This window comes from Citrobacter sp. Cpo109 (assembly GCF_030332565.1).
Classification (GTDB): Bacteria; Pseudomonadota; Gammaproteobacteria; order Enterobacterales; family Enterobacteriaceae; genus Citrobacter; species Citrobacter portucalensis.
Window position 1 is genome coordinate 33639 of record NZ_JAOWHQ010000051.1, and the last position, 25124, is coordinate 58762.

Annotated in this window: 19 protein-coding genes; 8 read left to right on the plus strand and 11 right to left on the minus strand. The window is 54.4% G+C overall.

Features of this window, described 5'->3' with window-relative positions:
- The first annotated feature begins 136 nt into the window (after nucleotides 1-136).
- The 5 genes from purL to glnB all read left to right on the plus strand — a co-directional run bounded on the left by purL (nucleotide 137) and on the right by glnB (nucleotide 8603).
- A complete protein-coding gene (gene purL, locus OGY71_RS06775; protein WP_286613015.1) occupies nucleotides 137-4024 on the plus strand; it encodes a phosphoribosylformylglycinamidine synthase in 3888 nt (1295 codons plus the stop codon).
- A 649-nt stretch (nucleotides 4025-4673) separates the two neighbouring features.
- A complete protein-coding gene (gene qseE, locus OGY71_RS06780; protein ID WP_125112766.1) occupies nucleotides 4674-6104 on the plus strand; it encodes a two component system sensor histidine kinase QseE/GlrK in 1431 nt (476 codons plus the stop codon).
- Between the two features lie 22 nt (nucleotides 6105-6126).
- On the plus strand, nucleotides 6127-6870 hold the full coding sequence (qseG, locus tag OGY71_RS06785; RefSeq protein ID WP_191222275.1) for a two-component system QseEF-associated lipoprotein QseG: 744 nt from the start codon (nucleotides 6127-6129) through the stop codon (nucleotides 6868-6870).
- Nucleotides 6870-8204 (plus strand): two-component system response regulator GlrR, encoded by a 1335-nt coding sequence (glrR, locus tag OGY71_RS06790; protein WP_323579570.1) that lies wholly within the window; start codon nucleotides 6870-6872, stop codon nucleotides 8202-8204. Before qseG ends, glrR begins: the two co-directional genes overlap by 1 nt.
- A gap of 60 nt (nucleotides 8205-8264) precedes the next feature.
- Entirely contained in the window at nucleotides 8265-8603 is a 339-nt protein-coding gene (gene glnB, locus OGY71_RS06795; RefSeq protein WP_002914032.1) for a nitrogen regulatory protein P-II, read from the plus strand.
- Nucleotides 8604-8704: 101 nt separating this feature from the next.
- Here the strand turns inward: glnB and hmpA are convergent, their stop codons facing one another.
- Complete coding sequence (gene hmpA, locus OGY71_RS06800) at nucleotides 8705-9895, minus strand: NO-inducible flavohemoprotein (protein WP_003835279.1); 1191 nt, start codon at nucleotides 9893-9895, stop codon at nucleotides 8705-8707.
- 326 nt (nucleotides 9896-10221) lie between these two features.
- Here hmpA and glyA point away from each other — a divergent pair, with 326 nt between their 5' ends.
- Complete coding sequence (gene glyA / locus OGY71_RS06805; RefSeq protein WP_003835277.1) at nucleotides 10222-11475, plus strand: serine hydroxymethyltransferase; 1254 nt, start codon at nucleotides 10222-10224, stop codon at nucleotides 11473-11475.
- 92 nt (nucleotides 11476-11567) lie between these two features.
- Here glyA and hcaD read toward each other — a convergent pair whose 3' ends face one another.
- From hcaD to hcaE, 5 genes are read right to left on the minus strand one after another with little or no spacing between them, the layout of a single operon-like run.
- Nucleotides 11568-12770, minus strand: a complete 1203-nt coding sequence (gene hcaD / locus OGY71_RS06810) for a phenylpropionate dioxygenase ferredoxin reductase subunit (RefSeq protein ID WP_286613018.1) — start codon at nucleotides 12768-12770, stop codon at nucleotides 11568-11570.
- A gap of 9 nt (nucleotides 12771-12779) precedes the next feature.
- The gene (hcaB, locus tag OGY71_RS06815) at nucleotides 12780-13592 is read right to left on the minus strand and encodes a 3-phenylpropionate-dihydrodiol/cinnamic acid-dihydrodiol dehydrogenase (protein ID WP_048215769.1); all 813 of its coding nucleotides are present in this window, start codon (nucleotides 13590-13592) and stop codon (nucleotides 12780-12782) included.
- A complete protein-coding gene (hcaC, locus tag OGY71_RS06820) occupies nucleotides 13589-13909 on the minus strand; it encodes a 3-phenylpropionate/cinnamic acid dioxygenase ferredoxin subunit (protein ID WP_032944244.1) in 321 nt (106 codons plus the stop codon). Before hcaC ends, hcaB begins: the two co-directional genes overlap by 4 nt.
- Nucleotides 13909-14427 carry a 3-phenylpropionate/cinnamic acid dioxygenase subunit beta gene (gene hcaF / locus OGY71_RS06825; protein WP_286613020.1) on the minus strand — a complete coding sequence of 173 codons (519 nt, stop codon included), beginning with the start codon at nucleotides 14425-14427 and terminating at the stop codon, nucleotides 13909-13911. Before hcaF ends, hcaC begins: the two co-directional genes overlap by 1 nt.
- Complete coding sequence (gene hcaE / locus OGY71_RS06830) at nucleotides 14424-15785, minus strand: 3-phenylpropionate/cinnamic acid dioxygenase subunit alpha (protein WP_032944240.1); 1362 nt, start codon at nucleotides 15783-15785, stop codon at nucleotides 14424-14426. The genes hcaF and hcaE overlap by 4 nt, the downstream gene beginning before the upstream one ends.
- A gap of 135 nt (nucleotides 15786-15920) precedes the next feature.
- Here hcaE and hcaR point away from each other — a divergent pair, with 135 nt between their 5' ends.
- On the plus strand, nucleotides 15921-16802 hold the full coding sequence (gene hcaR, locus OGY71_RS06835) for a DNA-binding transcriptional regulator HcaR (RefSeq protein WP_003835264.1): 882 nt from the start codon (nucleotides 15921-15923) through the stop codon (nucleotides 16800-16802).
- Nucleotides 16803-16806: 4 nt separating this feature from the next.
- On the opposite strand, the gene OGY71_RS06840 is transcribed toward hcaR, so the two are convergent.
- From OGY71_RS06840 to OGY71_RS06855, 4 genes are all read right to left on the minus strand, one after another.
- Complete coding sequence (locus OGY71_RS06840) at nucleotides 16807-17889, minus strand: fimbrial protein (protein WP_003835263.1); 1083 nt, start codon at nucleotides 17887-17889, stop codon at nucleotides 16807-16809.
- Nucleotides 17880-20375 carry a fimbria/pilus outer membrane usher protein gene (locus OGY71_RS06845; RefSeq protein WP_256874072.1) on the minus strand — a complete coding sequence of 832 codons (2496 nt, stop codon included), beginning with the start codon at nucleotides 20373-20375 and terminating at the stop codon, nucleotides 17880-17882. The genes OGY71_RS06840 and OGY71_RS06845 overlap by 10 nt, the downstream gene beginning before the upstream one ends.
- Before the next feature lie 42 nt (nucleotides 20376-20417).
- Complete coding sequence (locus OGY71_RS06850) at nucleotides 20418-21110, minus strand: fimbrial biogenesis chaperone (protein WP_003835261.1); 693 nt, start codon at nucleotides 21108-21110, stop codon at nucleotides 20418-20420.
- An 83-nt stretch (nucleotides 21111-21193) separates the two neighbouring features.
- The gene (locus OGY71_RS06855; RefSeq protein WP_003835260.1) at nucleotides 21194-21772 is read right to left on the minus strand and encodes a fimbrial protein; all 579 of its coding nucleotides are present in this window, start codon (nucleotides 21770-21772) and stop codon (nucleotides 21194-21196) included.
- Nucleotides 21773-22265: 493 nt separating this feature from the next.
- On the opposite strand from OGY71_RS06855, the gene OGY71_RS06860 reads away from it, so the two are divergent.
- Nucleotides 22266-23414, plus strand: a complete 1149-nt coding sequence (locus OGY71_RS06860; protein WP_125112739.1) for a 3-phenylpropionate MFS transporter — start codon at nucleotides 22266-22268, stop codon at nucleotides 23412-23414.
- Here OGY71_RS06860 and csiE read toward each other — a convergent pair.
- Nucleotides 23409-24686, minus strand: coding sequence for a stationary phase inducible protein CsiE (gene csiE / locus OGY71_RS06865; RefSeq protein ID WP_003835255.1), 1278 nt, complete (start codon nucleotides 24684-24686; stop codon nucleotides 23409-23411). The genes OGY71_RS06860 and csiE overlap by 6 nt on opposite strands.
- Between the last annotated feature and the right edge of the window lie 438 nt (nucleotides 24687-25124).

The window sequence follows — 25124 nt, forward strand, 5'->3', positions numbered from 1 at the left end:
ATCTGACCGCATTTGATGATAAGTGACGGTCGTGATTTTATTTCGACGCAAACGGTTTCGTCGGCGCGGTAGATTCTTTATAATGACGCCCGTTTCCCCACTTGGGCACACCGAAAGCTTAGAAGACGAGAGACTTATGATGGAAATTCTGCGTGGTTCACCTGCACTGTCTGCATTCCGTATTAACAAACTGCTGGCACGTTTTCAGGCTGCCAACCTCCAGGTCCACAACATTTACGCCGAGTACGTCCATTTCGCCGATCTGAATGCACCGTTAAATGAAGATGAGCACGCGCAGCTTGCACGCTTGCTGAAATATGGTCCTGCTCTGCAAAGCCACGCCCCGGAAGGCAAACTGCTGCTGGTTACGCCTCGCCCAGGCACCATCTCCCCGTGGTCTTCTAAAGCGACTGATATTGCCCACAACTGCGGTCTGCACCAGATTAGCCGCCTGGAACGTGGCATTGCCTGGTATGTAGAAGCCTCCACGCTGACCGCTGAGCAATGGCAGATGGTGGCCGACGAACTGCACGATCGCATGATGGAAACGGTTTTCTCTTCACTGAACGATGCCGAAAAACTGTTTGCCCATCACCAACCGGCGCCGGTCTCCAGCGTTGATCTACTGGGTGAGGGGCGTCAGGCGCTGATCGACGCTAACCTGCGTCTGGGTCTGGCGCTGGCGGAAGACGAAATTGACTATCTGCAGGATGCGTTCACCAAACTGGGACGTAACCCGAACGATATTGAACTATACATGTTTGCGCAGGCCAACTCTGAGCACTGCCGCCACAAGATTTTTAACGCCGACTGGGTTATCGATGGTAAACAGCAGCCGAAGTCGCTGTTCAAGATGATCAAGAATACCTTCGAAACCACGCCGGACCACGTGCTGTCTGCCTATAAAGACAACGCTGCGGTAATGGAAGGCTCTGAAGTGGGCCGCTATTTTGCCGACCACAAAACCGGCCGCTACGATTTCCATCAGGAACCAGCCCACATCCTGATGAAGGTTGAAACTCACAACCACCCGACGGCCATCTCTCCGTGGCCGGGTGCGGCAACCGGCTCCGGCGGCGAAATCCGCGATGAAGGCGCAACCGGTCGCGGTGCAAAACCGAAAGCCGGGCTGGTGGGTTTCTCCGTTTCCAACCTGCGTATTCCTGGCTTTGAACAGCCGTGGGAGGAAGACTTCGGTAAGCCGGACCGTATTGTTACCGCGCTTGATATCATGACCGAAGGCCCGCTGGGCGGCGCGGCGTTTAACAACGAATTTGGTCGTCCGGCGCTGACCGGATACTTCCGTACCTATGAAGAAAAGGTCAACAGCCACAACGGCGAAGAGCTGCGCGGTTACCATAAACCGATCATGCTGGCAGGCGGGATCGGTAACATCCGTGCCGATCACGTACAGAAGGGCGAGATCGTCGTTGGCGCTAAGCTTATCGTCCTCGGCGGCCCGGCGATGAACATCGGTCTTGGCGGCGGGGCAGCCTCCTCTATGGCTTCCGGCCAGTCTGATGCCGATCTTGATTTCGCTTCCGTACAGCGTGACAACCCGGAAATGGAACGTCGTTGCCAGGAAGTTATCGACCGTTGCTGGCAGATGGGTGATGCGAACCCGATTCTGTTTATCCATGACGTTGGCGCGGGTGGACTGTCTAACGCTATGCCGGAGCTGGTAAGCGATGGCGGTCGCGGCGGTAAGTTCCAGCTGCGCGATATCCTCAGCGACGAGCCGGGTATGAGTCCGCTGGAAATCTGGTGTAACGAATCCCAGGAACGCTACGTGCTGGCGGTTGCTGCCGATCAATTGCCGCTGTTTGACGAACTGTGTAAGCGCGAGCGCGCGCCGTATGCGGTGATTGGTGAAGCTACCGAAGAACAGCATCTGACCTTGAGCGACAGCCACTTCGACAACCAGCCGATCGACATGCCGCTCGATGTGCTGCTGGGTAAAACACCGAAAATGACCCGCGATGTGCAGACGCTGAAAGCCAAAGGCGATGCCCTGAATCGTGACGAAATCTCGATTGCAGATGCGGTTAACCGCGTGCTGCATCTGCCGACTGTCGCGGAGAAAACGTTCCTCGTGACCATCGGTGACCGTACCGTTACCGGTATGGTTGCGCGTGACCAGATGGTTGGTCCATGGCAGATCCCGGTCGCCAACTGCGCGGTCACTACCGCAAGCCTCGATAGCTACTACGGCGAAGCGATGTCTATCGGCGAGCGCGCGCCGGTTGCGCTACTGGACTTCTCTGCCTCTGCGCGTCTGGCTGTCGGTGAAGCGCTGACCAACATTGCGGCAACGCAGATTGGCAACATCAAACGTATTAAGCTGTCGGCAAACTGGATGGCGGCTGCGGGTCACCCTGGTGAAGATGCTGGCCTGTACGAAGCAGTAAAAGCCGTCGGGGAAGAGCTATGCCCGGCGCTCGGCCTGACCATTCCAGTGGGCAAAGACTCTATGTCGATGAAAACCCGCTGGCAGGAAGGTAACGAGCAGCGTGAAATGACCTCGCCACTGTCGCTGGTGATCACCGCCTTTGCCCGCGTGGAAGATGTGCGCCACACTATTACCCCGCAGCTCTCTACTGAAGACAACGCCCTGCTGCTGATTGACCTCGGTCTTGGTCACAATGCGCTGGGCGCTACGTCGCTGGCGCAGGTTTACCGTCAACTGGGTGATAAGCCTGCCGACGTGCGTAACGTTGAGCAACTGAAAGGCTTCTACGATGCGATTCAGGCGCTGGTCGCTGCGCGTAAGCTGCTGGCCTATCATGACCGTTCTGACGGCGGTCTGCTGGTTACGCTGGCGGAAATGGCCTTCGCCGGTCACTGCGGTATTGACGCTGATATCCACTCTCTGGGTGAAGATCGTCTGGCGGCGCTGTTTAACGAAGAACTGGGTGCGGTGATTCAGGTTCGTGCTGCTGAACGTGAGGCGGTGGAAGCGATTCTGGCTGCCCACGGCCTGGCAGACTGCGTACACTTCCTCGGTAAAGCCGTTGAAGGCGACCGCTTCAACCTGACCGCTAACGACCAGCCGGTGTTTAGCGAAAGCCGTACTACCCTGCGTATGTGGTGGGCGGAAACCACCTGGCAGATGCAGCGTCTGCGTGACAACCCGGAATGTGCCGATCAGGAACACGACGCTAAAACTAACGATGCGGACCCTGGTCTCAACGTTAAACTGTCGTTTGATATCAACGAAGATGTTGCCGCTCCGTACATCGCCACCGGTGCGCGTCCCAAAGTGGCCGTACTGCGTGAGCAGGGTGTGAACTCCCACGTTGAGATGGCAGCCGCCTTCCACCGTGCGGGTTTCGACGCCATCGATGTGCACATGAGCGACCTGCTGGGCGGACGTATCGGCCTGGGTAATTTCCAGGCGCTGGTGGCCTGCGGCGGTTTCTCTTACGGCGATGTGCTTGGCGCTGGGGAAGGTTGGGCGAAGTCGATTCTGTTCAACAACCGCGTCCGTGATGAGTTCGAAACCTTCTTCCATCGCCCGCAAACGCTGGCTCTCGGCGTGTGTAACGGTTGTCAGATGATGTCTAACCTGCGTGAGCTGATCCCGGGAAGTGACCTGTGGCCGCGCTTTGTGCGTAACCACTCTGACCGCTTTGAAGCCCGCTTCAGCTTGGTCGAAGTGACGCAAAGCCCGTCTTTGCTGCTTGCCGATATGGTGGGGTCGATGATGCCGATTGCCGTTTCTCACGGTGAAGGTCGTGTGGAAGTGCGTGACGGTGCGCATCTGGCTCAGCTTGAGAGCAAAGGTCTGGTGGCGCTGCGCTATGTTGATAACTTTGGTAAGGTGACCGAGGCCTATCCGGCTAACCCGAACGGTTCCCCGAACGGTATTACTGCAGTGACCACTGAAAATGGTCGCGTCACCATTATGATGCCGCACCCGGAACGTGTGTTCCGTACCGTGAGCAACTCCTGGCACCCGGAAAACTGGGGCGAGGATAGCCCGTGGATGCGTATTTTCCGCAACGCGCGTAAACAGCTCGGTTAATTCGCGCAATAGTCATCAAGCCCCTCTTCGCGAGGGGCTTTTTTTTGTCTGCAGGATGGAACCCGCCTGATGACGCTACGCTTATCAGGCCTACAGGGAAAATGCGGTTGTAGGCCGGATAAGGCGTTCACGCCGCCATCCGGCAATAAACTCAGCGCTTGCACCTAAAAGTAAAGTGTCGGGAAATGCCGACATGGATAGGGTTGTGGTGTCGTCAAAAAGAGACGTTTAATTATTTGATTTAATGGGGATTTGTTTTTAAGTGCTGCAAGTGTTGCTTATTGGCGACAGAGAGAGCAAAAAACAGCCAGAATTGTTATTTGTGAAAATAATAATATTTTTCATACTTATCATTGTGTTAATAAAGTGTTTTGAATATTGGCACAGATGCTGCATAATATTAACCAGTGGCTCATTCACCTTCTTATGTCAGCCCCTTCGGGACGTGCTACATAAACTTCGAATGACGCACAACAAGGTGCCTGCCGTCCAACATCTGATATTAGCATTGCTCATATCAACCTCCGGGCGAAACGTCGAGTTAGGCACCGCCTTATTCCATAACAAAGCCGGGTTAATCCCGGCTTTGTTGTATCTGGCGTTCCCCTCAGTTAGCATCAATCTATTCCTGTCCATTGAGAGTAACGCCTTGAAGCGCTGGTCAGTTTTTCCCCGATCTTTACGTCAATTGGTGACGTTGGCCTTCTTGCTTATCCTGCTGCCGTTGTTAGTTCTGGCCTGGCAGGCATGGCAAAGTCTGAATGCCCTGAGCGCGCAGGCTGCGCTGACCAACCGCACCACGCTGATTGATGCCAGACGCAGCGAGGCGATGACCAACGTCGCGCTGGAGATGGAGCGCAGCTATCGGCAATACTGCGTGCTTGATGACCCAACATTGGCCAGGGTCTACCAAAGCCAGCGTAAACGCTACAGCGACATGCTGGATGCGCATGCGGGGGTGTTGCCGGATACCAAGCTCTACCAGGCGTTGCGTCAGGATCTTAACGATCTCGCGCAGTTGCAGTGTAAAAACAGTGGTCCTGACAGTGTGTCGGCTGCACGACTGGAAGCATTCGCCAATGCCAATACCGAGATGGTGCAAGCGACGCGTACCGTGATCTTTTCTCGTGGGCAGCAGTTACAGCAGGAAATAGCCGAACGTGGGCAGTTTTTTGGCTGGCAGGCACTGGTGCTGTTTCTCGTCAGCCTGGCGATGGTCTTGCTGTTTACCCGCATGATTATCGGTCCGGTGAAGGGCATTGAACGGATGATCAACTGTCTGGGAGAAGGGCGCTCGCTGGGGGATAGCGTATTATTTACCGGGCCACGGGAATTGAGATCCGTGGGGCAGCGTATCATCTGGTTAAGCGAACGCCTCTCCTGGCTTGAGTCGCAACGGCATCAGTTTTTACGCCATCTTTCCCATGAGCTGAAAACACCGCTGGCGAGCATGCGCGAAGGTACCGAATTGTTGGCCGATCAGGTGGTTGGCCCGTTAACAGCGGAGCAAAAAGAGGTGGTCGGTATTCTGGATGACAGCAGCCGCAACCTGCAAAAGCTGATTGAACAACTCCTTGATTACAACCGTAAGCTGGCTGATGACGAGGTGGAACTTGAAAGTGTGGAAATCACGCCGCTGGTGGAAAGCGTTGTTTCTGCGCATAGCCTGCCCGCTCGCGCCAAAATGATACATACTGATGTTGCGCTTGCGGTGAACACCTGCCTGGCAGAACCGATGCTGTTGATGAGCGTGCTGGACAATCTTTATTCCAATGCGGTGCACTATGGTGCTGAATCCGGTAACATTTGGATCCGCAGCAGTTTGCATGGCTCAACGGTATACATCGATGTAATGAATACCGGCACACCGATTCCAGAAGCAGAACAGACCATGATCTTCGAGCCTTTTTTCCAGGGGAGTCATCAGCGAAAAGGGGCGGTAAAAGGAAGCGGGTTGGGGCTAAGCATTGCCAGAGATTGCATCCGCCGTATGCGGGGCAAGCTGTATCTGGTTGATGACCATGCGCAAAACGTTTGTTTTCGCATAGAACTGCCGCTAGCTGCTGCGAAAAATCACTAAAATAAACCTAAGTCTGGTGAGTATGCCATACGTTGTTGTCCGAATGCTTAAACGACATTTTCTTCGTCGCGTCATCCTCGCAAGCCTGCCGTGCCTGGCGCTGGTTGGTTGTGTCCCGAACGCGGTGAATCATATTATCGGCGATCCCTCGCAGGAGAAAATTCCGCCTAATCAACTGGCAGACTACCTTGCAACCGACTGTACGGATATCTGGTCGCTGTCTGGCCAGTCTACAGAAACCAATCCGTTGTACTGGCTGCGGGCGATGGATTGTGCCAATCGCCTGATGACGGTGCAGGCGCGTAGTGAAGCCAGCACCCTGATGACAGATACCTGGCAGGGCGCTTTCAGGCGTGGGATCCTGCTCGATAATGCCAACATTACGCCGCCTGAAAGGCGGGAAGCTGTTACGCGCCTCGATGCGTTAAGCCCGCAAATTCCGCCGCAGGTACGCCCGCTGTATCAAGTCTGGCGCAGCAGCCAAACGTTGCAGTTGCAGCTTGCCGAAGAGCGTATGCGCTACAGTAAACTCCAGCAGGCGTCCGACAGCGATCTCGATACGCTGCGCCAACAACAGCAGCATTTGCAGTCCCAGCTCGATCTCACGACCCGCAAGCTGGAGAATCTGACCGATATTGAGCGCCAGCTTTCTACGCGCAAACCTGGCGGTAACTACAATCCTGATGCGCTGCACGGGAACGATAAACTCACTACGCCTGATAACGAAGAAGGCGCAGCGCCGTCTGCCGATGAGGTTACGCCATGATAAGCCGTAAGCCCGCGAATCTGCTGCTGGTGGATGACGATCCGGGCCTGTTGAAATTACTTGGAATGCGACTGACCAGCGAAGGCTACAGCGTCGTGACCGCGGAAAGTGGGCAGGAAGGGTTACGGGTGCTGAACCGTGAAAAAGTGGATCTGGTTATTAGCGATCTGCGCATGGATGAAATGGATGGCATGCAGCTGTTTACTGAAATCCAGAAAGTACAGCCTGGAATGCCGGTGATTATCCTGACCGCCCACGGCTCCATCCCGGACGCCGTTGCGGCGACCCAGCAAGGGGTGTTCAGTTTTCTCACTAAGCCAGTCGACAAGGACGCGTTGTATCACGCGATTGACGGGGCGCTGGAACAGTCTGCGCCCGCCACCGATGACAGCTGGCGCGAATCTATCGTTACCCGCAGCCCGCTGATGCTACGCCTGCTGGAACAGGCGCGGATGGTGGCGCAATCGGACGTTAGCGTCTTGATTAACGGCCAAAGCGGAACCGGGAAAGAAGTTTTCGCTCAGGCTATTCACAACGCCAGCCCACGCAGCCAAAAACCTTTCATTGCCATTAACTGCGGTGCGTTGCCGGAACAACTGCTGGAATCAGAACTGTTTGGTCATGCACGGGGGGCTTTTACCGGTGCGGTGAGCAATCGTGAAGGGCTGTTTCAGGCCGCGGAAGGCGGCACGCTGTTTCTCGATGAGATTGGCGATATGCCTGCGCCGTTACAGGTGAAACTGCTGCGCGTATTGCAGGAACGAAAAGTCAGACCGTTGGGCAGTAACCGCGATATCGACATTGATGTGCGGATCGTTTCTGCGACCCACCGCGATTTACCCAAAGCGATGGCTCGGGGTGAATTTCGCGAGGATTTGTACTATCGCCTCAACGTGGTGAGCCTGAAGATCCCTGCGCTGGCCGAGCGTACGGAAGATATTCCGCTGCTGGCGAACCATCTGCTGCGCCAGTCTGCTGAACGGCACAAACCGTTCGTACGCGCCTTTTCAACCGATGCCATGAAGCGGTTAATGACCGCCAGCTGGCCGGGCAACGTGCGTCAGCTGGTCAACGTGATTGAGCAGTGCGTGGCGTTGACCTCTTCGCCGGTGATCAGCGACGCGCTGGTGGAGCAGGCGCTGGAAGGGGAAAACACCGCGCTGCCGACCTTTGTTGAGGCGCGTAACCAGTTTGAGCTCAACTATTTGCGTAAGCTGCTGCAAATCACCAAGGGCAATGTGACCCATGCAGCAAGAATGGCGGGGCGCAACCGCACCGAATTCTATAAATTGCTTTCTCGGCACGAGCTGGATGCAAACGATTTCAAAGAATAAATCTGCGGATTATGTTAGCTTTATTCGATCAAAAGACAGGCGACCTTTTCAAGGAATAGCATGAAAAAGATTGATGCGATTATTAAACCCTTCAAGCTGGACGACGTCCGCGAAGCGCTGGCAGAAGTCGGCATTACCGGTATGACTGTGACAGAAGTGAAAGGGTTTGGCCGTCAGAAAGGCCATACCGAGCTGTACCGTGGTGCGGAATATATGGTGGATTTTCTGCCGAAGGTAAAAATTGAAATTGTGGTTACCGACGACATCGTCGATACCTGCGTCGACACCATTATCCGTACTGCCCAGACCGGCAAGATCGGCGACGGTAAGATTTTTGTCTTCGACGTGGCACGCGTTATTCGTATTCGTACCGGTGAAGAAGACGACGCGGCAATCTAAGCCGCGCCGTTAATTTGTAGGCCTGATAAACGTAGCGCATCAGGTCGAGTGATTGCCGGATGGCGGCGTAAACGCCTTATCCGGCCTACTCGCGTAACACATTACAAGACTTTGTGTGGACCGAAGCATTCGTAATGAATGTTCTCGTTTTTCACGCCCAGCCCGACCAGCTGCTTCGCGGCGAACTGCATGAAACCAACCGGACCGCACAGATAAAACTGCATCGCCGGATCGCTAATTGCGCTTTCCAGTTTGTTCAAATCCATCAGACCTACGCTATCAAACGCACCTTTCGCGCGATCGACTTCGGTTGGCTCACGATACCAGGTGTGTGCGCTAAAGCGTGGCAGCGTTTTGCCGAGTTCATTGACTTCATCAGCGAAGGCATGCACGTCACCATTTTCTGCCGCGTGGAACCAGTTAACCTGCGCCGTATGCTTCGCTTTTGCCAGCGTATCCAGCATCGCCAGCATTGGGGTTTGTCCCACGCCCGCGGAGATCAGAGATACCGGGGTGTCGGTCGCGACGTCCATAAAGAAATCGCCCGCAGGTGCGGCCAGGTGAACAACGTCGCCAACATTCGCATGGTTGTGCAGCCAGGTTGAAACCTGACCACCGTCTTCACGCTTAACCGCAATACGGTAGCCTTTGCCATCGGGTTTACGGGTCAGTGAGTACTGACGAATTTCCTGATGCGGGAAACCTTCCGGCTTTAACCAGACGCCCAGGTATTGCCCCGGATGATATTCAGCCACTGCGCCACCATCGACAGGTTCAAATTCAAAGCTGGTGATAAGTGCACTACGTGGGGTTTTTGCCACGATGCGGAAAGGACGGGTACCTTCCCAGCCGCCATTTTTATTGGCATTTTCGCTGTAAATCTGCGCTTCACGGTTGATGAAAACGTTCGCCAGCACGCCGTATGCTTTGCCCCATGCATCCAGAACTTCCTGGCCTGGGCTGAACATTTCGTCCAGCGTTGCCAGTAAATGGCCACCCACGATGTTGTACTGCTCGGGTTTAATCTGGAAGCTGGTATGCTTCTGTGCGATTTTCTCAACAGCCGGCAACAGTGCCGCCAGATTTTCGATATTGCTGGCATACGCGGCAATAGCATTAAACAGCGCTTCACGCTGATCGCCATTACGCTGATTACTCATGTTGAAGATTTCTTTCAGCTCTGGGTTATGCGTAAACATGCGGTCGTAGAAATGGGCGGTCAGCTTCGGGCCTGTTTCAACCAGCAGGGGAATGGTGGCTTTCACTGTAGCGATGGTTTGTGCGTCAAGCATACGGTCTTCCTTTATCTGAGACTTTAATGATGTATGTCAAATACATCTTATAAAAAATAACCCTGCATTGTAAATGGTTCTTTGTAACTTTGCGTTGTAAAGGTTACATCGTGAAAAATCTGCATCACAAACCTGAAAAGAAATCCGTTGAAATTCAGCAGACCTTTGTTCTCCAAAGCCTTGCGTACCGTGAAGGTAATCGTTTGCGTAAAATCCTTTGTCAAGACCTGTTATCGAAGAATGATTCGGTTATACTGTTCGCCGTCGTCCAACGGGACTGCCTTTTTAGGCCGAAATTCTATTGTTAGCTGAGTCAGGAGATGCGGATGTTAAAGCGTGAAATGAACATTGCCGATTATGATGCCGAACTGTGGCAGGCTATGGAGCAGGAAAAAGTACGTCAGGAAGAGCACATCGAACTGATCGCCTCCGAAAACTACACCAGCCCGCGTGTTATGCAGGCGCAGGGTTCTCAGCTGACCAACAAATACGCTGAAGGTTATCCGGGCAAGCGCTACTACGGCGGTTGCGAGTACGTTGATATCGTTGAGCAACTGGCTATCGATCGTGCAAAAGAGCTGTTTGGCGCTGACTACGCTAACGTACAGCCGCACTCTGGTTCTCAGGCTAACTTCGCTGTTTACACCGCTCTGCTGCAACCGGGCGATACCGTTCTGGGTATGAACCTGGCACAAGGCGGCCACCTGACTCACGGCTCCCCGGTTAACTTCTCCGGCAAACTGTACAACATCATCCCTTACGGTATTGATGAGTCCGGCAAAATTGACTACGAAGACATGGCGAAGCAGGCCAAAGAGCACAAACCGAAGATGATCATCGGTGGCTTCTCTGCTTACTCCGGCGTTGTTGACTGGGCAAAAATGCGCGAAATCGCCGACAGCATCGGTGCATACCTGTTCGTCGATATGGCGCACGTTGCGGGTCTGATTGCCGCGGGCGTTTATCCGAACCCGGTTCCACACGCACACGTTGTGACCACCACTACCCACAAAACCCTGGCGGGTCCGCGCGGTGGCCTGATCCTGGCGAAAGGCGGTGACGAAGAGCTGTACAAAAAACTGAACTCCGCTGTGTTCCCAAGCGCGCAGGGCGGCCCACTGATGCACGTGATCGCGGCGAAAGCTGTGGCGCTGAAAGAAGCGATGGAGCCTGAGTTCAAGGTTTACCAACAGCAGGTTGCCAAAAACGCCAAAGCGATGGTGGAAGTGTTCCTGAACCGTGGCTACAAAGTGGTTTCTGGCGGTACTGAAAACCACCTGTTCCTGCTGGATCTGGTTGATAAAAACCTGACCGGTAAAGAAGCTGACGCCGCGCTGGGCCGTGCTAACATCACCGTTAACAAAAACAGCGTACCGAACGATCCGAAGAGCCCGTTTGTGACTTCCGGTATCCGTATCGGTTCTCCGGCTGTGACTCGCCGTGGCTTTAAAGAAGCTGAAGTGAAAGAGCTGGCTGGCTGGATGTGTGACGTTCTGGACAACATCAATGACGAAGCTGTTATCGAGCGCGTCAAAGGTAAAGTGCTCGATATCTGTGCACGTTTCCCGGTTTACGCGTAAGTAATACGGATTGCCAGATGGTGGTGTAAACATCTTATCCGGCCTACAGGTAACTCACATGTAGGCCAGATAAACGAAGTGCCATCCGGCAGTTATATTGACTTAAGCAAGATTGTTTCATCGATTAAAGCCGCCACTGGCGGCTTTTTCTTTGCCTGAATCCATTTTCTCAATAAACGTATTTCTCGGCCCTGATTCAACGTTACTGCGCCGACAATCACGTCATCCTGTAGGTTAAACCATATTGCTCTCTGCGCATCTGAATTGCCGCGTATGAGCCAGCTGTCTCCCTGCATTTCGCCAATAAACTGCAAATTATCGCGATATTGATCGGTCCAGAACCAGCCCGGCGTTGCTGCTGGCTGCGGTTGATTGAGCACCGCGGCGGCGGCAACCTGTGCCTGAAAATTGGCGTTTTCCCAGCTTTCGACGCGTACTAACGAACCGTCAGCCTGGCGCGTTATCGCTACGTCACCGGCGGCGAAAATCGCGGGATCGGAGGTGGTGCAGGCGGTATCAACGATAATGCCGTTCGCCGTCTCCAGCCCCGCTTCGCGGGCCAGCATATCGTTCGCCACGATACCGATGCCATAGATCACCGCATCAGCGGTGAGAGTTTCGCCGTTTTGTAGCGTGAGTGAGAGACACTCTCCTGCTTCGACATGCTCAATAGTGCTGTTAAGCAGTACTCGCACGCCCGCAAGTTGGTGGCGGGCTAGCAGATAGTCGCGCACCGGAGCAGGCGCGTTGCGGCCCATGACCGTTGGCGCCAGCTCCACTACCGTCACCTGACAGCCACGTTGAGTCGCGCTGGCCGCCAGTTCCAGACCAATGGTGCCCGCACCGACAATGACAATCGACTTGCCCGGCAATAAATTGTCGCGCAGGCGCTCGGCATCGCCCGCGTGGCGCAGGGTGAAGCAACGATCGCCCAGCTTATCCAGTTGCGGAAGGGGGCGTGCCGCAGCGCCCGTCGCAATCAGTAGCCGATCCCATGGATAACTCTGCCCATTAGTCAGCACCAACTGATGCGTTTGGCGGCCGAGCGTCCGCACAGTAACCCCCAGATGCAGCTGTACGTTGTGTTCCCGCCACCAGTCAGCGGGGAGTATCGGCTGAAGTTGCGGATTGTCGTCCAGTAGCATCGCTTTGGAGAGCGGTGGGCGTTCATAGGGCAGATGTTGCTCATCGGAAAACAGGTGTAATTCGCCGTCAAATCCTTGTTGGCGCAGTGCAGCGGCAGCCATAGCCGCCGACTGACCGCCGCCGACGATAGCGATAGTTTTTGGGTTCATAACGCCTCCTCAGAGATCCAGTCCGGCGGCGACGTGACGAATACCGCGAATACCCAGACCGGCGTCGGCATTGATCATCACGCCGCTCAATGTGCGGTTGTTACGCTTTGACGCCAGCATCACATACGGGCCGGTAAAATCCGCCGGCTCCGGGAAAAACTGTAGTGGCAAAATAGCGGCGATTTTTTCCGGCGTAAGCGACTGCATAATCGATGTATCGTTTTGTCCCAGCGCCTGCGGGCCGCGTAGATCTGTCGCCATACCGCATGGACCGACACCGTTAACACGAACCTTTGGTGCCAGCTCGTATGCCAGCTGGCGAATCAGCCCGGTAGCCGCATGTTTGCTGGCGGTATACAGCGGGCCGCCGCCGCCGGGATACCACGACGCATTGGACAGGGTAAAGATGATGCTGCCTTCGCTGGCGATAAGTGCAGGGGCACAGGCTTTTGCGCCCAGCAGATAGCCCAGCACGTTGACGTTAAACAGCTCATGAAAGCCGCTCTCCAGCGCATCCGCAGGCGTATTGACCAACGAGGCGTTGTGATCCCATATCCCCGCATTTCCGATAAAACAGTCCAGCGTACCGTAATGCGTCAGGATTTGATCTACCGCGCGCTGATAGTCGGCGTAGCAGGTGACGTTGCCTTCGATTGCCAGCACATGTTCGCCAAAGCGCTGACGCAGGCTGGCAACTTTAGCTGGCGACAGCTCCAGCGTGGCGACCCGCGCACCTTCCTCGATGAAACGCTCGACCAGCGCCAGGCCAAGACCGGAGCCGCCGCCGGTGATAAAGACCACGTTATCGCGTAAATCGCTCATCTTGCGTCCTCTGGAATATCAACAAACACATCGCTACCGTCTACATATACCGCGTAGGTGGTGAGCGCGTCGGTGGCGGGTAAGCACAACGCCTTGCCGGTTTTCAGGCAAAAACTGGCGGCATGCAGCGGGCATTCCACCGTAGCGTCGTCTTCCAGATAGCCTTCCGACATCGAAGCGTTACCGTGGCTACAGCGATCGTTAATGGCATAGAACTCGCCGCCAACGTTGAACAGCGCGATGACGGGCGAGGTATCAAGCCGGAGCGCTTCACCCTCCGGCAAATCCCCTACGGGGCAGGCATAAACACGACTCATCAGAACAGTACACTCAGGTTATGGGAGGTGATCACCGCTTGATCCAGCACGATCTCACGCTCCAGTAAGCGCCACTCATCGCCCGGCAAACGGCGCACTTTGTCTATGCGCATGCCGACGTAAAAGGTCTCATCGCGCTCTTTTTGCACGCGATACAGCAGATAATTAAGGCGCACGGCAAAGACGTCGGGAACCCCAGTTTCACTGACCTGGCAGTTGCTGATCAGGTGCCGGGTACGCGACGGTGGCTCTTCCGCCCAGGCCATGCCGGTTTCCAGCCGCGCGATACGACGTTCGAGCTGGTCTTTGTTGTCGTTGAAAATCCAGGTGGTCGGCGGCTGCACGCCTTTGCGACGATCGCGCGTCTGGGCATTGACCGTCGTACGCATGGTGTAGCGAATGTCTTCATCCAGTTGTGCCAGCCAGTCACGAAACTTCCAGTCATCCAGCAGGCTGGCTTCATGGTAGAGAAACTGTGTAATGCGGTGGTGTAGTTCCTGAGAAACTAAGGTGCTCATTTCATCACCTCCTGCTGGTAAGCGGCGGTTTTTTCCTGCACTTCCTGCCAGCTTTCGCTGCTGAGTAAATCGGCCCAGCGCTGATACATGCCGCGCGCGGCGGTTTCCGAAAAGATGTAGTTGGTGATCCCCGGAATGCCGTCTTCACGACGTTTCTCCTGGCCCAGCCCCATTTCCAGACACAATTTGGTGTTGCGTGCGCGATGACCCTTCAGCAGTTTTTGAATTTCACACCAGTTTTCCGAGTCGTCCTGCTCCAGGAATCCGGCGGGGCCAAAAGCCCGCGTTGCGCTGTTTTCAAACGCGGCTTTCACTTCATCAGAGGCGGCTTTATCGGTAATACAGAATGCCCACACTTCAACTTGATCCGGCCCGCGCGGATGCCAGACCCTTAAGGTGGCAGTACCGTTGAGCCAGGAAAGCGTTGGGAAAATGTTGTTGTGACCGGCCAGACGCAGGGCGCGAACTTTACCCAGACGCTGCTCGGCTTCCGCGTAGGTGTCACGGTAGTAGCTGGAGACTTCGCCGTCGACCCAGACATTGGCATCAGGATTTTCGGTAAAGAAAAATCCGCTACCGTGCCCATCCTGACCGAACTGTAGTGCGTCTTTGGCGGTTTCCCACACCGGGCGGGCGGTTTGTCCGTCTCCCAGGCGTTTATCGCTGCCGTCGTCTTTTGCCCCCAGCACCTGCACGGCCGAGGCGTGGCTGAACAGCGCGTGATACTGGTCGCTGGCAAACTGTTCGGCGGGGAATTTCCAGTTACAATCGATGGTCCACTTTTGTACGCCACCGACGATTTCGGTGCCGCCTTCACGACGATCCAGCACACCGTCGAGATACCAGGCGATGTCGCCGAGATAATCGCGCAGCGCAGGCGCGGAGGTATCCCAGTTGCCGAAAATCAGTCCCTTGTAGCTCTCTACGCCAGGAACTTCGTTCAGCCCCCAGTGCGATTTGCACAGCCCTTGCGGGTAGGCGCGCGGTTCCAGCGGGACGTCGATCAGCTCGCCGTTAATGCCGTACGACCAGCCGTGATACGGGCAGGTGAAGGCGCGGGTATTACCGCAGTCGGCGTAGCTGACGCGCATTGCGCGGTGGCGACACTGGTTGAGAAACGCTTTGATGCTGCCGTCTTTCTGGCGAACCACCACAACTGCATCCTCGCCCATGTAGGTGTTAAAAAAATCACCGGGTTTGGGGATTTGGCTTTCGTGGGCGAGAAATAACCAGCAGCGTCCGAAGATGCGTTCCAGCTCCAGTTGGTAAATTTCAGGGTCGGTATAAATTCGTGGGGTTACGCGACCGTTTTGCGTATCGATCAGTTGGTAGATGTCTAAATTTGAGGGTGTGGTCATATTTTTTAATCCTGAAAGCTAAGATGTATTGACCTTCTTTTTTTGTACCCTAAGGATGTTGCTGTTTGGTTATCAATCTGTGAAATAGTAAATTTCTACCAGTTGAGACATTTTTTCGATAACAAGGAGAAGGGTATGGAACTGAGGCACTTACGCTATTTCGTAGCGGTGGCGCAGGCGCTGAATTTCACCCGAGCGGCAGAAAAGCTGCATACCTCTCAGCCGTCGTTAAGCAGCCAGATCCGCGATCTGGAAACGTGCGTGGGCGTTCCATTGTTGGTGCGGGATAAACGAAAAGTTGCGCTGACGGCGGCGGGAGAGTGCTTTTTACAAGATGCGCTGGCGATCCTCGAACAGGCGGAAAACGCCAAAGTTCGTGCCCGTAAAACGGTGCAGGAAGATAATCATTTCGCCATCGGTTTTGTCCCTTCCGCAGAGGTAAATCTGCTGCCGAAGGTGCTGCCTTTGTTTCGTTTAAAACAGCCTGATACGCACATTGAGCTGGTGAGTCTGATCACCACTGAACAGGAAGAGAAGATCCTGAGTGGAGAGCTGGATGTGGGCTTAATGCGCCACCCGGTGTACAGCCCGGATCTCGATTATCTGGAGCTGATTCATGAGCCGTTAGTAGTGGTTTTACCGGTGAATCATCCGTTAGCTAATGAGCAAGCAATCTCCGCAGAACAACTACACGGCGTGAATTTTGTCAGTACCGATCCGGCCTACTCCGGCGCGTTAGCGATGATTGTCAAAAACTGGTTTCAGCGACAAAAAAGCCAGCCCAACATTGTGCAGGTGGCAACCAACATTCTGGTGACCATGAACCTGGTCGGCATGGGGCTGGGGGTGACTTTGATACCCGGTTATATGAATAATTTTAATACCGGACAGGTGGTTTTCCGTCCTATTGTTGGCGATGTTCCGACCATTGCGCTGTTGATGGCGTGGAAAAAAGGCGAGCTAAAGCCCGCCCTGCAGCATTTTATCGAACTGGCTCAGCGCCAGCCGATGTTGTGAGCCATTATTTCACGAGAACGGTGATGGTCGCGGTACCGCTAAATTTCCCCGGCGCGGGCGTGCCGCCGAGCATATTAATCGGCCAGGCTTCCAGGTTGATTACTCCCTTGCCGGAAGGATCGATATTGATCAATCCATTTGTGAACGGGACATTGACATGGGTCCCGTCGATACGGGCCATTCTCACACCGATGTCCGGGACGTTATTGGCTTCCTGGCGGCGGGCGACTAACGTGTACTGCTCAATCACATCATCAGCATCAATCCTCATTTCCATGCTATTTTTGATGGTTGAGGTATCACCGCAGTCATAGTGAATGTCAAAATTGACCGGTGTATAGCCGTCCGGCATCTGGTCCTTGGTGGTGAAACGGTTGGCGTTGATAAAACCGAGATCGACCTGAATCACGTCGCCCTGGTTGATTTTACAATCCTGGGGCACGGTGATGCTCCCCTGGATGCGCAGTTCGGCGATATCTTCCATGCTGCTCACCGATGGTGGGGTGGACGAACTGGTCCATCCGGCCTGTACTGAGGCGACCAGGGTGTCTGGAATTACCAGTTCCCCCAGGAAGGGTTTGGTGACGTACAGCGTAAAACGGGTGCTCGCGCCAATGGTTACCGGCGCGGCGCGGATCTCCGCTGGGTCAGCCGTGCACACGCTACCTTTGCTGCTGCTGGGGCTGTAAGAGCCACTTTCCTGGATAGGTTTAGTGTTCAGCGGCGTGACCGCCGTCTTCCCAGGAATGTCATCAACTTCAGTTTTAATATCCAGATTATCATTCAACTGGTAAAAGCCGCTGAGTTTACCGTTTTTAGATAGCGCGCTGGTGACCGTATAGTACAACGCCACTTTGCTACCCGCGCTACAGCTGCAATCGATTTGATAAGCATTGCCTGAGAGCGGCGTTGGCAGTTCCAGCGAGGTTCCCGCGACGTTCTGTGCTTGCGTCCAGTCGCTGGCTATATTGACGTTAAAGCTTCCCGTCGCGGAGCAGGCCCCGTTCACCGCGTAGACCGGGGTGATAGGTAGCGCCAGTAGCACGGCGGTAATCCCATTTTTCATCCACAGACTCTTTATTGACATAGCGCGTTCCCATTTTGTATTGCGGTGTTGCGAGCAGAATCTTCCGGCAGGCTGAAGGTAAACTGGCACTGTTGATCTGGCTGATTACCCCAGCGCACGGACCAGATCTGCGGCTGGCTGTTTACACCAGTGATATACAGCACGCCACCTTCATCGACGATGCTCTGCTGCGTCTGACTGCTGGCGATGGCGCCGAAGGGCAGTGCTTTTCCGCGCGCATCGGTGAGTTTCAGCAGTACGCGGTAGCCGGTCCGGGCAATAAAGTGTGCCGTTACGGCGGCACCGCGATTAGGCACTACGGTGCGCACCGTTTCGGTGACGTCGACGTTATCCGGCATCATTGTGGTATCGAGAGAGATGGCGTTTTCCTGATACGCGGTCAGATAGGGGATCACGGCATAGCCAAAATAGTCGGTGGCGATGCCGGGGTAATTTTTCACCCGGATCCCTGCCGCGCCGTTGGCGTCAATCAGCGCAAAGGCATTGCCCAGCGACTGCGACAGGGTCACGCCGTGACGATGGGCGACAATACCACCTGAGAGACCGTAGCTCAGTTGGCGGTTATCGCTGTTGTAGTCGTAACCGGCATTCACGGTGCCGTAGGCAGAACGGTAGCTGCCGTACAGACTGCTGCTGCCCGGATCGCCACCTTCGCTTTGCCGTTGTTTCAGGTTATAAGTCAGCCGACGGTCTTCCAGCAGCGAGCCATTGATGCCCACTTCGTGCTGAGTAGCGCGATCGCGCTGGTCAGTGGTGCGCCAGGTTGCCTGCGCATGCGACAGCCAGCGATCCAACGGCACGCTCAGGCTGAGCGACAGCGTACGGTCGTTGTCGCTGTCATGTGAGTCGGTAAACTGGCCGCTGAGGTTATAGCTCACGCCCCACAGATTGCCGTTCAGGCCAATGGACAGGTTTTTATCCTGCTGCTCGCGATCCCAGTACTCCTGCTGCGAGCCAGAGGCGTAGAAACTGATACCAGAAAACAACGTCTGGCTGACAGTGAACTGAGCTTCATTGCGCAGGTGATCGCCGCCGTTGATACCCTTCTGGTTGGCGTCGGAGAAGTTGAAATAACCGCTGCTGGTGTAGCGGTAGTAGCTTAGCGACACGCTGGTGCCGCTTTCCGGTAGGTCTTTGATGTACTGGGTGCGCCAGCTGTAGCCATGATAGCTTTCATCATTATCAAGCTGAGTGTCCGCGCGGCTGACGTCCATCGATACTGCTCCCAGAACGCCAAGCGTAGAGCCGAGGCCCAGCGCCAGCGCTCGGTAGTCCTGCGAGGCGTTCAGGCCGCCGTAAAGCGTGAACGCGTTGTTCAGACCATAGCTGGCGGTGCTTTCAAGGAACTCCGGCTCGTGGCTATCCTGCGAGCTGGCAGCGCGAAAGCGCCCCGCGGTGACGCTGTATTTTAGATAACCCGGTCTTTGCATCTGCGGCAGCGCGGAGAACGGCTGGACGAAATGACGTATGCTGCCGTCGGCTTCTTCGATAGTGACGTCTAAGTCGCCGCTGAACGCCGAAGGGTAGAGATCGTTGATTTCAAAAGCCCCCGCCGGAACGTTGCTTTGATACAGGATGTAGCCGTTTTGCCGTACCGTAACGATAGCGCTGGAGTTGGCGATGCCGCGAATGGTCGGCGCAAAACCGCGCTGGCTGTTGGGTAGCATGGTTTCATCAGAGTACAGCCGCACGCCGGTAAACTGATAGCTGGAGAACACCGTGCCTTCGGTGGCGCTCTCGCCTATCACCAGCTGCGATTTCAGGCTTTTGATATCCCGTTGTAGCCAGCTATTAATGCTATCCCAACGCGTGTCATTATCGCTGTGCGCCCAGGTCGAGTAATTGCGTAGTCGCCAGGGGCCGATGTTGGCGCCATTTTGCATATTCAGATACTGGCGCCGATCGCTGTCGTTGTCGTACTGGTTTTGCGAACCGCTAAAGTTGTAGTTGGTGAACAAAACCGGCATCCCGTCGTCCCAACGAGCAGGATCTACATAGCCGCGGGCGTCACGGTAAAGGGCAATCTGCGGCACGCTGAGATTCAGTCGGCTGTGGTTGATATCAAACTGTGAGATGCTGCCGGGAATCGCCTGCGTCAGGTCGGCAACCGTCGTGGCGTTGTCCTGCTCCGCCAACTGTGGATAGTTGTCGATTTTAAAGCCCAGTTCACGCAATTGCCCGAGGGTGAACTGAGGAATCAACTGGTGTTCTTTACCTGCAACGAACGGCAGCTTACGCTGGCCGGTTTTCTTGTTGTTAATATAAATATCAACAATATATTCGCCGGGAAGCTGGGCGTTATTCTGCGAAAATACCGCCAGATCCACCGCCTGTTGGCCGCTTTTCTCCGTTTCCAGAAGGGTTGGATCAAAGTAGAAGTCACCGGCCCAGGCATGGCCGGAGGCCAGGCATCCGCTGGCGATTGCGCAGTGCAACCAGAAGGCAAGTGGCTTCACGGTTGATAAATTCGGCGTTCTTTGCGTCATATCGCTTGTCATTCCCTGAGAGCTATCATCGTGAGGCGCGGCTTATTGCAGCGTCTGGGTTTCTGTTTTGGTGGTACCGCCATAGTCGTTGATCGCGGCCCACTGCACCGTTTTCCCTGCGGCGGCGGGGACCGCCAGCCGTTTATGCTCGCCGGGAGCGATGTAATCGATTTTATTCGTGAGATCGGTTTTCCCTAGCGCAAGACCGGCGAATACGACGTGATAAGCCGATGGGTTATATATATCTAACTCATTATTGCTATATTTATATTCAAGAGATTTATAAGCGTCGTAAGGCTTGCCGACTAAATTTGTCGGGCGATAAAATAGTTTTATTCGTGTTTTAAATACCAGCGTTAGCGTATTATTATTCGCATCGGTGGTTTGGTTTTTGGCAGGAATAGCGCGCACATTAATAAAGAACAACGATTCTTTATCGTTAGCAATGTTTTCAGATGATTTTATAATTCGTAATGATGAATCGTTATCAGCATCGAGGCGAAAAAGCGGCGGCGTAATAATAAAGGGGCCTCGTGCGGTTCCCTGTGCATTGTCGACCCACGACTGCAATAAATAAGGCAGACCTTCACTGCGGTTAGCCACTGGCAGCGCGGCCTCTTTTTTCCCGGCATCGTAGATGACACGGGTTCTCTGTAGCACAATACCGCCAGCGAGGCTTTGGCTGACCCAACTGCCCAGCACCAATGCCAAAGCGAGCGCGGTGTTTTTTTTCATCGCTGTAATCCTTAACCTTATGTCAAAAAACGTCTCTTTCCATCTCAGCGGGAAGAAGGGATGGAAAGAGACGGTATACGGGATTAGCGGTAGTCGATGGTGACGTCAACGCTGGCGTTGGCTTCGCCTGGGGAGATCTCTTTAGAATCTACAGTGGAGACGTAATAGGCTTGTAGCCCTACGATAGTGGTGCCATCGGCTTCCGGGGCAAAGCTGATTTTTGAATCAGCCGCGGGCAGCTTATTCAGCACCATCGTTGCGTTGTCGCTGGCTCTTGCGATACGGATGCCCACGCCGGTTGCGGCGGTATCCATGCTGCTAACGGCGACCAGATCGTCGTGATCGGCTACGGTGCCGCCAGCGCGCGTTTCCAGCCACAGTTGGAACGAGTTGTCCGTTGTGCCATCAACGTGCTCCCACGGGGTGGCTGGGCAGTTTTCCAACGGAATATTAACCGGAATCGCCGGGCTGGTATCACCGACAGTTTTAAACTGCGCGGCGGCGTAATGACCCAGTTCCACGTTGATGACGTCACCATCGGCGAATTCACAGGTGCTGGTTAGAATTTCACCCGTAAATTCAATTTTACCGTCCGTCGCCCATGCGCTTCCCGCAGAAAGCGCCAGCAAGCTAACCGCTATAGATTTTGCAATTTTGTTCATTAAAGTCCCTCTTATTTGATAAACCTGTTAGCAATTAAATTAATGAAAAGACAAAGATCAAAATTAATTGCTGGGCAATGGTATTCGATATGCGCTGGCAGTCATATTAATAAGCGAGATTTTCAGATTATATTTATTAAAAATGAACGAGCTAACTGCTATTACATTTAAATAATTTTAAATTGGTGGGGAGTCAAAATATTGTAATCACGAATATTGGCTGTTAAGTGATATACTTGTGATGATATTAAGGCTTTTGTTATTCATCTGAGTATTTTTCGCAAAACCCATTCAATTCCTTGCATTACTGTTTATTCATCCCAGCATGTTCTCTGCTTTAAAATCATACAGATGTAAACGATTGCGGATGCGGATGACCAATCGTGTTGGTTAAAGGTGATGTTTGTCACAATTATTTCGTAAATGTGAACGGTAGTACTCTTCAGAATGTGGTTTGAGTCATTAGACTAGGGCTTCCAAAACAGGAGGACCCATGGCTTTGCATTCCACGCGCTGGCTGGCGCTCGGTTATTTCACCTATTTCTTTAGCTACGGTATCTTTCTGCCTTTCTGGAGCGTCTGGCTCGAAGGGTTAGGGCTGACGCCGGAAACCATCGGTTTACTGCTGGGCGCGGGGCTGATTGCCCGTTTTCTCGGTAGTTTGCTGATTGCGCCGCGTGTGAGCGATCCCTCCCGGCTGATCTCAGCGTTACGTATTCTGGCTCTGTTGACGCTGGTGTTTGCGCTGGCCTTCTGGGCGGGAACCAACGTGGCGTGGCTGATGGTGGTGATGATCGGCTTTAACCTGTTTTTCTCACCGCTGGTACCGCTGACCGACGCGCTGGCCAACACCTGGCAGAAACAAATCACCATGGATTACGGTCGGGTGCGACTATGGGGATCCGTGGCTTTTGTGATCGGCTCCGCGTTAACCGGCAAACTGGTGAGCCTGTTTGACTATCGGGTGATCCTGGTCCTGCTATCGCTTGGCGTCGCCTCGATGCTGCTGGGCATGATGATTCGCCCGAGCGTGCAGCCAGCGGGTGAAAACCGTCAGCAGGAGAGTGCGGGATGGCCCGCCTGGCGCGCGCTGATAACCCAGAGCTGGCGTTTTCTTGCTTGCGTGAGTCTGCTACAGGGGGCGCATGCTGCGTATTATGGTTTCAGCGCCATCTATTGGCAGTCTGCTGGATATTCCGCTTCGGCGGTGGGCTATTTATGGTCACTAGGTGTGGTGGCGGAGGTGATTATTTTCGCGCTTAGTCACAAGCTGTTCCGTCGCTTTAGCGCCCGCGATCTGCTGCTGCTTTCCGCCGTTTGCGGGGTGGCGCGTTGGGGATTGATGGGCTGGAGCACCGAGCTGCCGTGGCTGATCGTGGTGCAAATCCTCCATTGCGGAACCTTTACCGTCTGCCACCTGGCGGCAATGCGTTATATCGCGGCACGCCAGGGGAGCGAAGTTATTCGTTTGCAGGCGGTGTATTCCGCGATAGCGATGGGCGGCAGTATCGCCATCATGACCGTATTCGCGGGCTATCTGTACCAGAATCTGGGCAGCGGCGTGTTCTGGGTGATGGCGCTGGTGGCGCTCCCGGCAATCGTTCTGCGCCCGAAGGTGGTCGCGCAGCCTGCAACGTTATGATTCGAGAATTTTGCGGATCTGCTGCTGCTGATGCGGCGTAAGCGCCAGATCCGCATGAATCAACGGGGGTGAAAATAGCGGTAGTGGCGTGGTGTACGGCGTAATAATCAGCGTTACACCGCGCGGAGCACCCTCTTTTTGAAAGTCCTGCATCGGCATATGTTTTACGTTGAGCGGCAGCAGCGTCAGTTCGCGTAGCTGTTGCTCTATATGCACTTCAAGTTGTTCATTACTACCGGTCAGCAGGATTATCTGCTTTTCGTGTAAATCCTTCTCCTGCATCAGCCAGGCGCCGAAAATAACGGCCACCAGCCCGATCTCTTCTTCGGAAAATTGCACATCGTATTCGGCCTCGAAGCCGTGAATCGCCTCGCGGGTAGTACGAACCAGCCGGGGATAAAGGCGGCTGAACTCCTCCGGCAGCGTGTTATCAATGCCGATGGCAAACACGCTGCGGTTCAGTGCCTGAGCCAGGTGGATATACAACTGGTCATTCAGCCCTTGCTCATCGCTGAAGCGCACATTGCCATACTCGCGAAAACGTAGCACCAGCCGTGCAATAGCAAGACGCAGGCGGCGATCCTGATGGTGATTATCGCGAATCGGGTCGGGGATACGAAGCATTGAGAACAGCAACGCCATAAACAGCGATTCGCCCAGTGGTGCACTCTGCATGACGTGGCGCTGCCAGTGACGGCCAATTTCCTCTGCGAGCGGATATTCCGCGCAGGATTGCGCCCAGCGTTGCTGGAGTGGGTTAAACTCCGGGGTGATCCCCGCGTGGTGCTGTAGCAGGCAATACTGTAAATACAGACGCAGGAACTGGATGTCACGACACTCAAACGGTTTCTGCAAGCGCCGGGAACACAGATTAATGAGCGCATGCAGATTGGTGTCGTCATACAGCGTACGTGCGATCCCCCTTTGTTTAAGTTCTGCTTTTAACGCCGGGGTAAACTGCTGAGCGATAAAGGCAGGGCAAATCCGCAGGCCACGGCGCAGCCACTGCAACAGACACAGACGTTGATTTAGCGGGGTTCCTTCGATCGTATAGCCACCATTCTGCGCGGTGGCTATCGCGAGCCGGTGATAGCGCTGGATTTCGAGTCCTGCGCCAATAATATCTTCCTGAACCGTGGCATCATCGACGCCGTTGAGGCTGCTGAAGGTTTGTGTAGTCGCGATTTGCCCCGGCAGGAAAAGCGTCAGCAGCACCTGGCAACGGCGCTGGGGAGCGGAAAGTACAGATGGTGGGGCAAGCGTTGACATCATCTGTAGGATCTCCCGTGAGTATGTTTGATAAGAATAGCTAAAGTTTGCTCATAGATTTTGAGAATGGAATGCTTTCCACCAGGAATGCTGGAGAGCGTCACAGAATTTTTAACGTGCGGAACAGATAGCGGTAGTGGAACGCAGCGCGTTAATCCGCTTTTTCACTGTTTTATCTTTTGTTTAGATATGCCAGAGATGTACTGCATGTCATGTTAAACATGATGGAGAATATTTTATTCCGCTATGGGGTTCCGTTCACCCCAGCGTTATCACTTCTCTGAATCAGAGATACCCGTGAACGTGCAAGGGAGGCTCACCGCCGCCTCCCTTGCATCCCAGGCTCCCGGCGGGAAAATCGTCGCGATGCGATTCATTCGTCTTATGCCGTCTGCCTGTCGGGTCGGGGACGAGCCTGCGTCCCTGCAGGCCGTCCCCTCT

Coding starts and splice junctions, on each gene's coding strand:
- hcaE (WP_032944240.1), bottom strand. CDS start 15,785: ATGACCACACCCTCAAATTTAGACATCTACCAACTGATCGATACGCAA.
- qseG (WP_191222275.1), top strand. CDS start 6,127: ATGCCATACGTTGTTGTCCGAATGCTTAAACGACATTTTCTTCGTCGC.
- csiE (WP_003835255.1), bottom strand. CDS start 24,686: ATGATGTCAACGCTTGCCCCACCATCTGTACTTTCCGCTCCCCAGCGC.
- OGY71_RS06860 (WP_125112739.1), top strand. CDS start 22,266: ATGGCTTTGCATTCCACGCGCTGGCTGGCGCTCGGTTATTTCACCTAT.
- hmpA (WP_003835279.1), bottom strand. CDS start 9,895: ATGCTTGACGCACAAACCATCGCTACAGTGAAAGCCACCATTCCCCTG.
- OGY71_RS06850 (WP_003835261.1), bottom strand. CDS start 21,110: ATGAAAAAAAACACCGCGCTCGCTTTGGCATTGGTGCTGGGCAGTTGG.
- hcaD (WP_286613018.1), bottom strand. CDS start 12,770: ATGAACCCAAAAACTATCGCTATCGTCGGCGGCGGTCAGTCGGCGGCT.
- glyA (WP_003835277.1), top strand. CDS start 10,222: ATGTTAAAGCGTGAAATGAACATTGCCGATTATGATGCCGAACTGTGG.
- hcaB (WP_048215769.1), bottom strand. CDS start 13,592: ATGAGCGATTTACGCGATAACGTGGTCTTTATCACCGGCGGCGGCTCC.
- hcaF (WP_286613020.1), bottom strand. CDS start 14,427: ATGAGCACCTTAGTTTCTCAGGAACTACACCACCGCATTACACAGTTT.
- OGY71_RS06840 (WP_003835263.1), bottom strand. CDS start 17,889: ATGTCAATAAAGAGTCTGTGGATGAAAAATGGGATTACCGCCGTGCTA.
- OGY71_RS06855 (WP_003835260.1), bottom strand. CDS start 21,772: ATGAACAAAATTGCAAAATCTATAGCGGTTAGCTTGCTGGCGCTTTCT.
- purL (WP_286613015.1), top strand. CDS start 137: ATGATGGAAATTCTGCGTGGTTCACCTGCACTGTCTGCATTCCGTATT.
- hcaR (WP_003835264.1), top strand. CDS start 15,921: ATGGAACTGAGGCACTTACGCTATTTCGTAGCGGTGGCGCAGGCGCTG.
- OGY71_RS06845 (WP_256874072.1), bottom strand. CDS start 20,375: ATGACGCAAAGAACGCCGAATTTATCAACCGTGAAGCCACTTGCCTTC.
- glnB (WP_002914032.1), top strand. CDS start 8,265: ATGAAAAAGATTGATGCGATTATTAAACCCTTCAAGCTGGACGACGTC.
- hcaC (WP_032944244.1), bottom strand. CDS start 13,909: ATGAGTCGTGTTTATGCCTGCCCCGTAGGGGATTTGCCGGAGGGTGAA.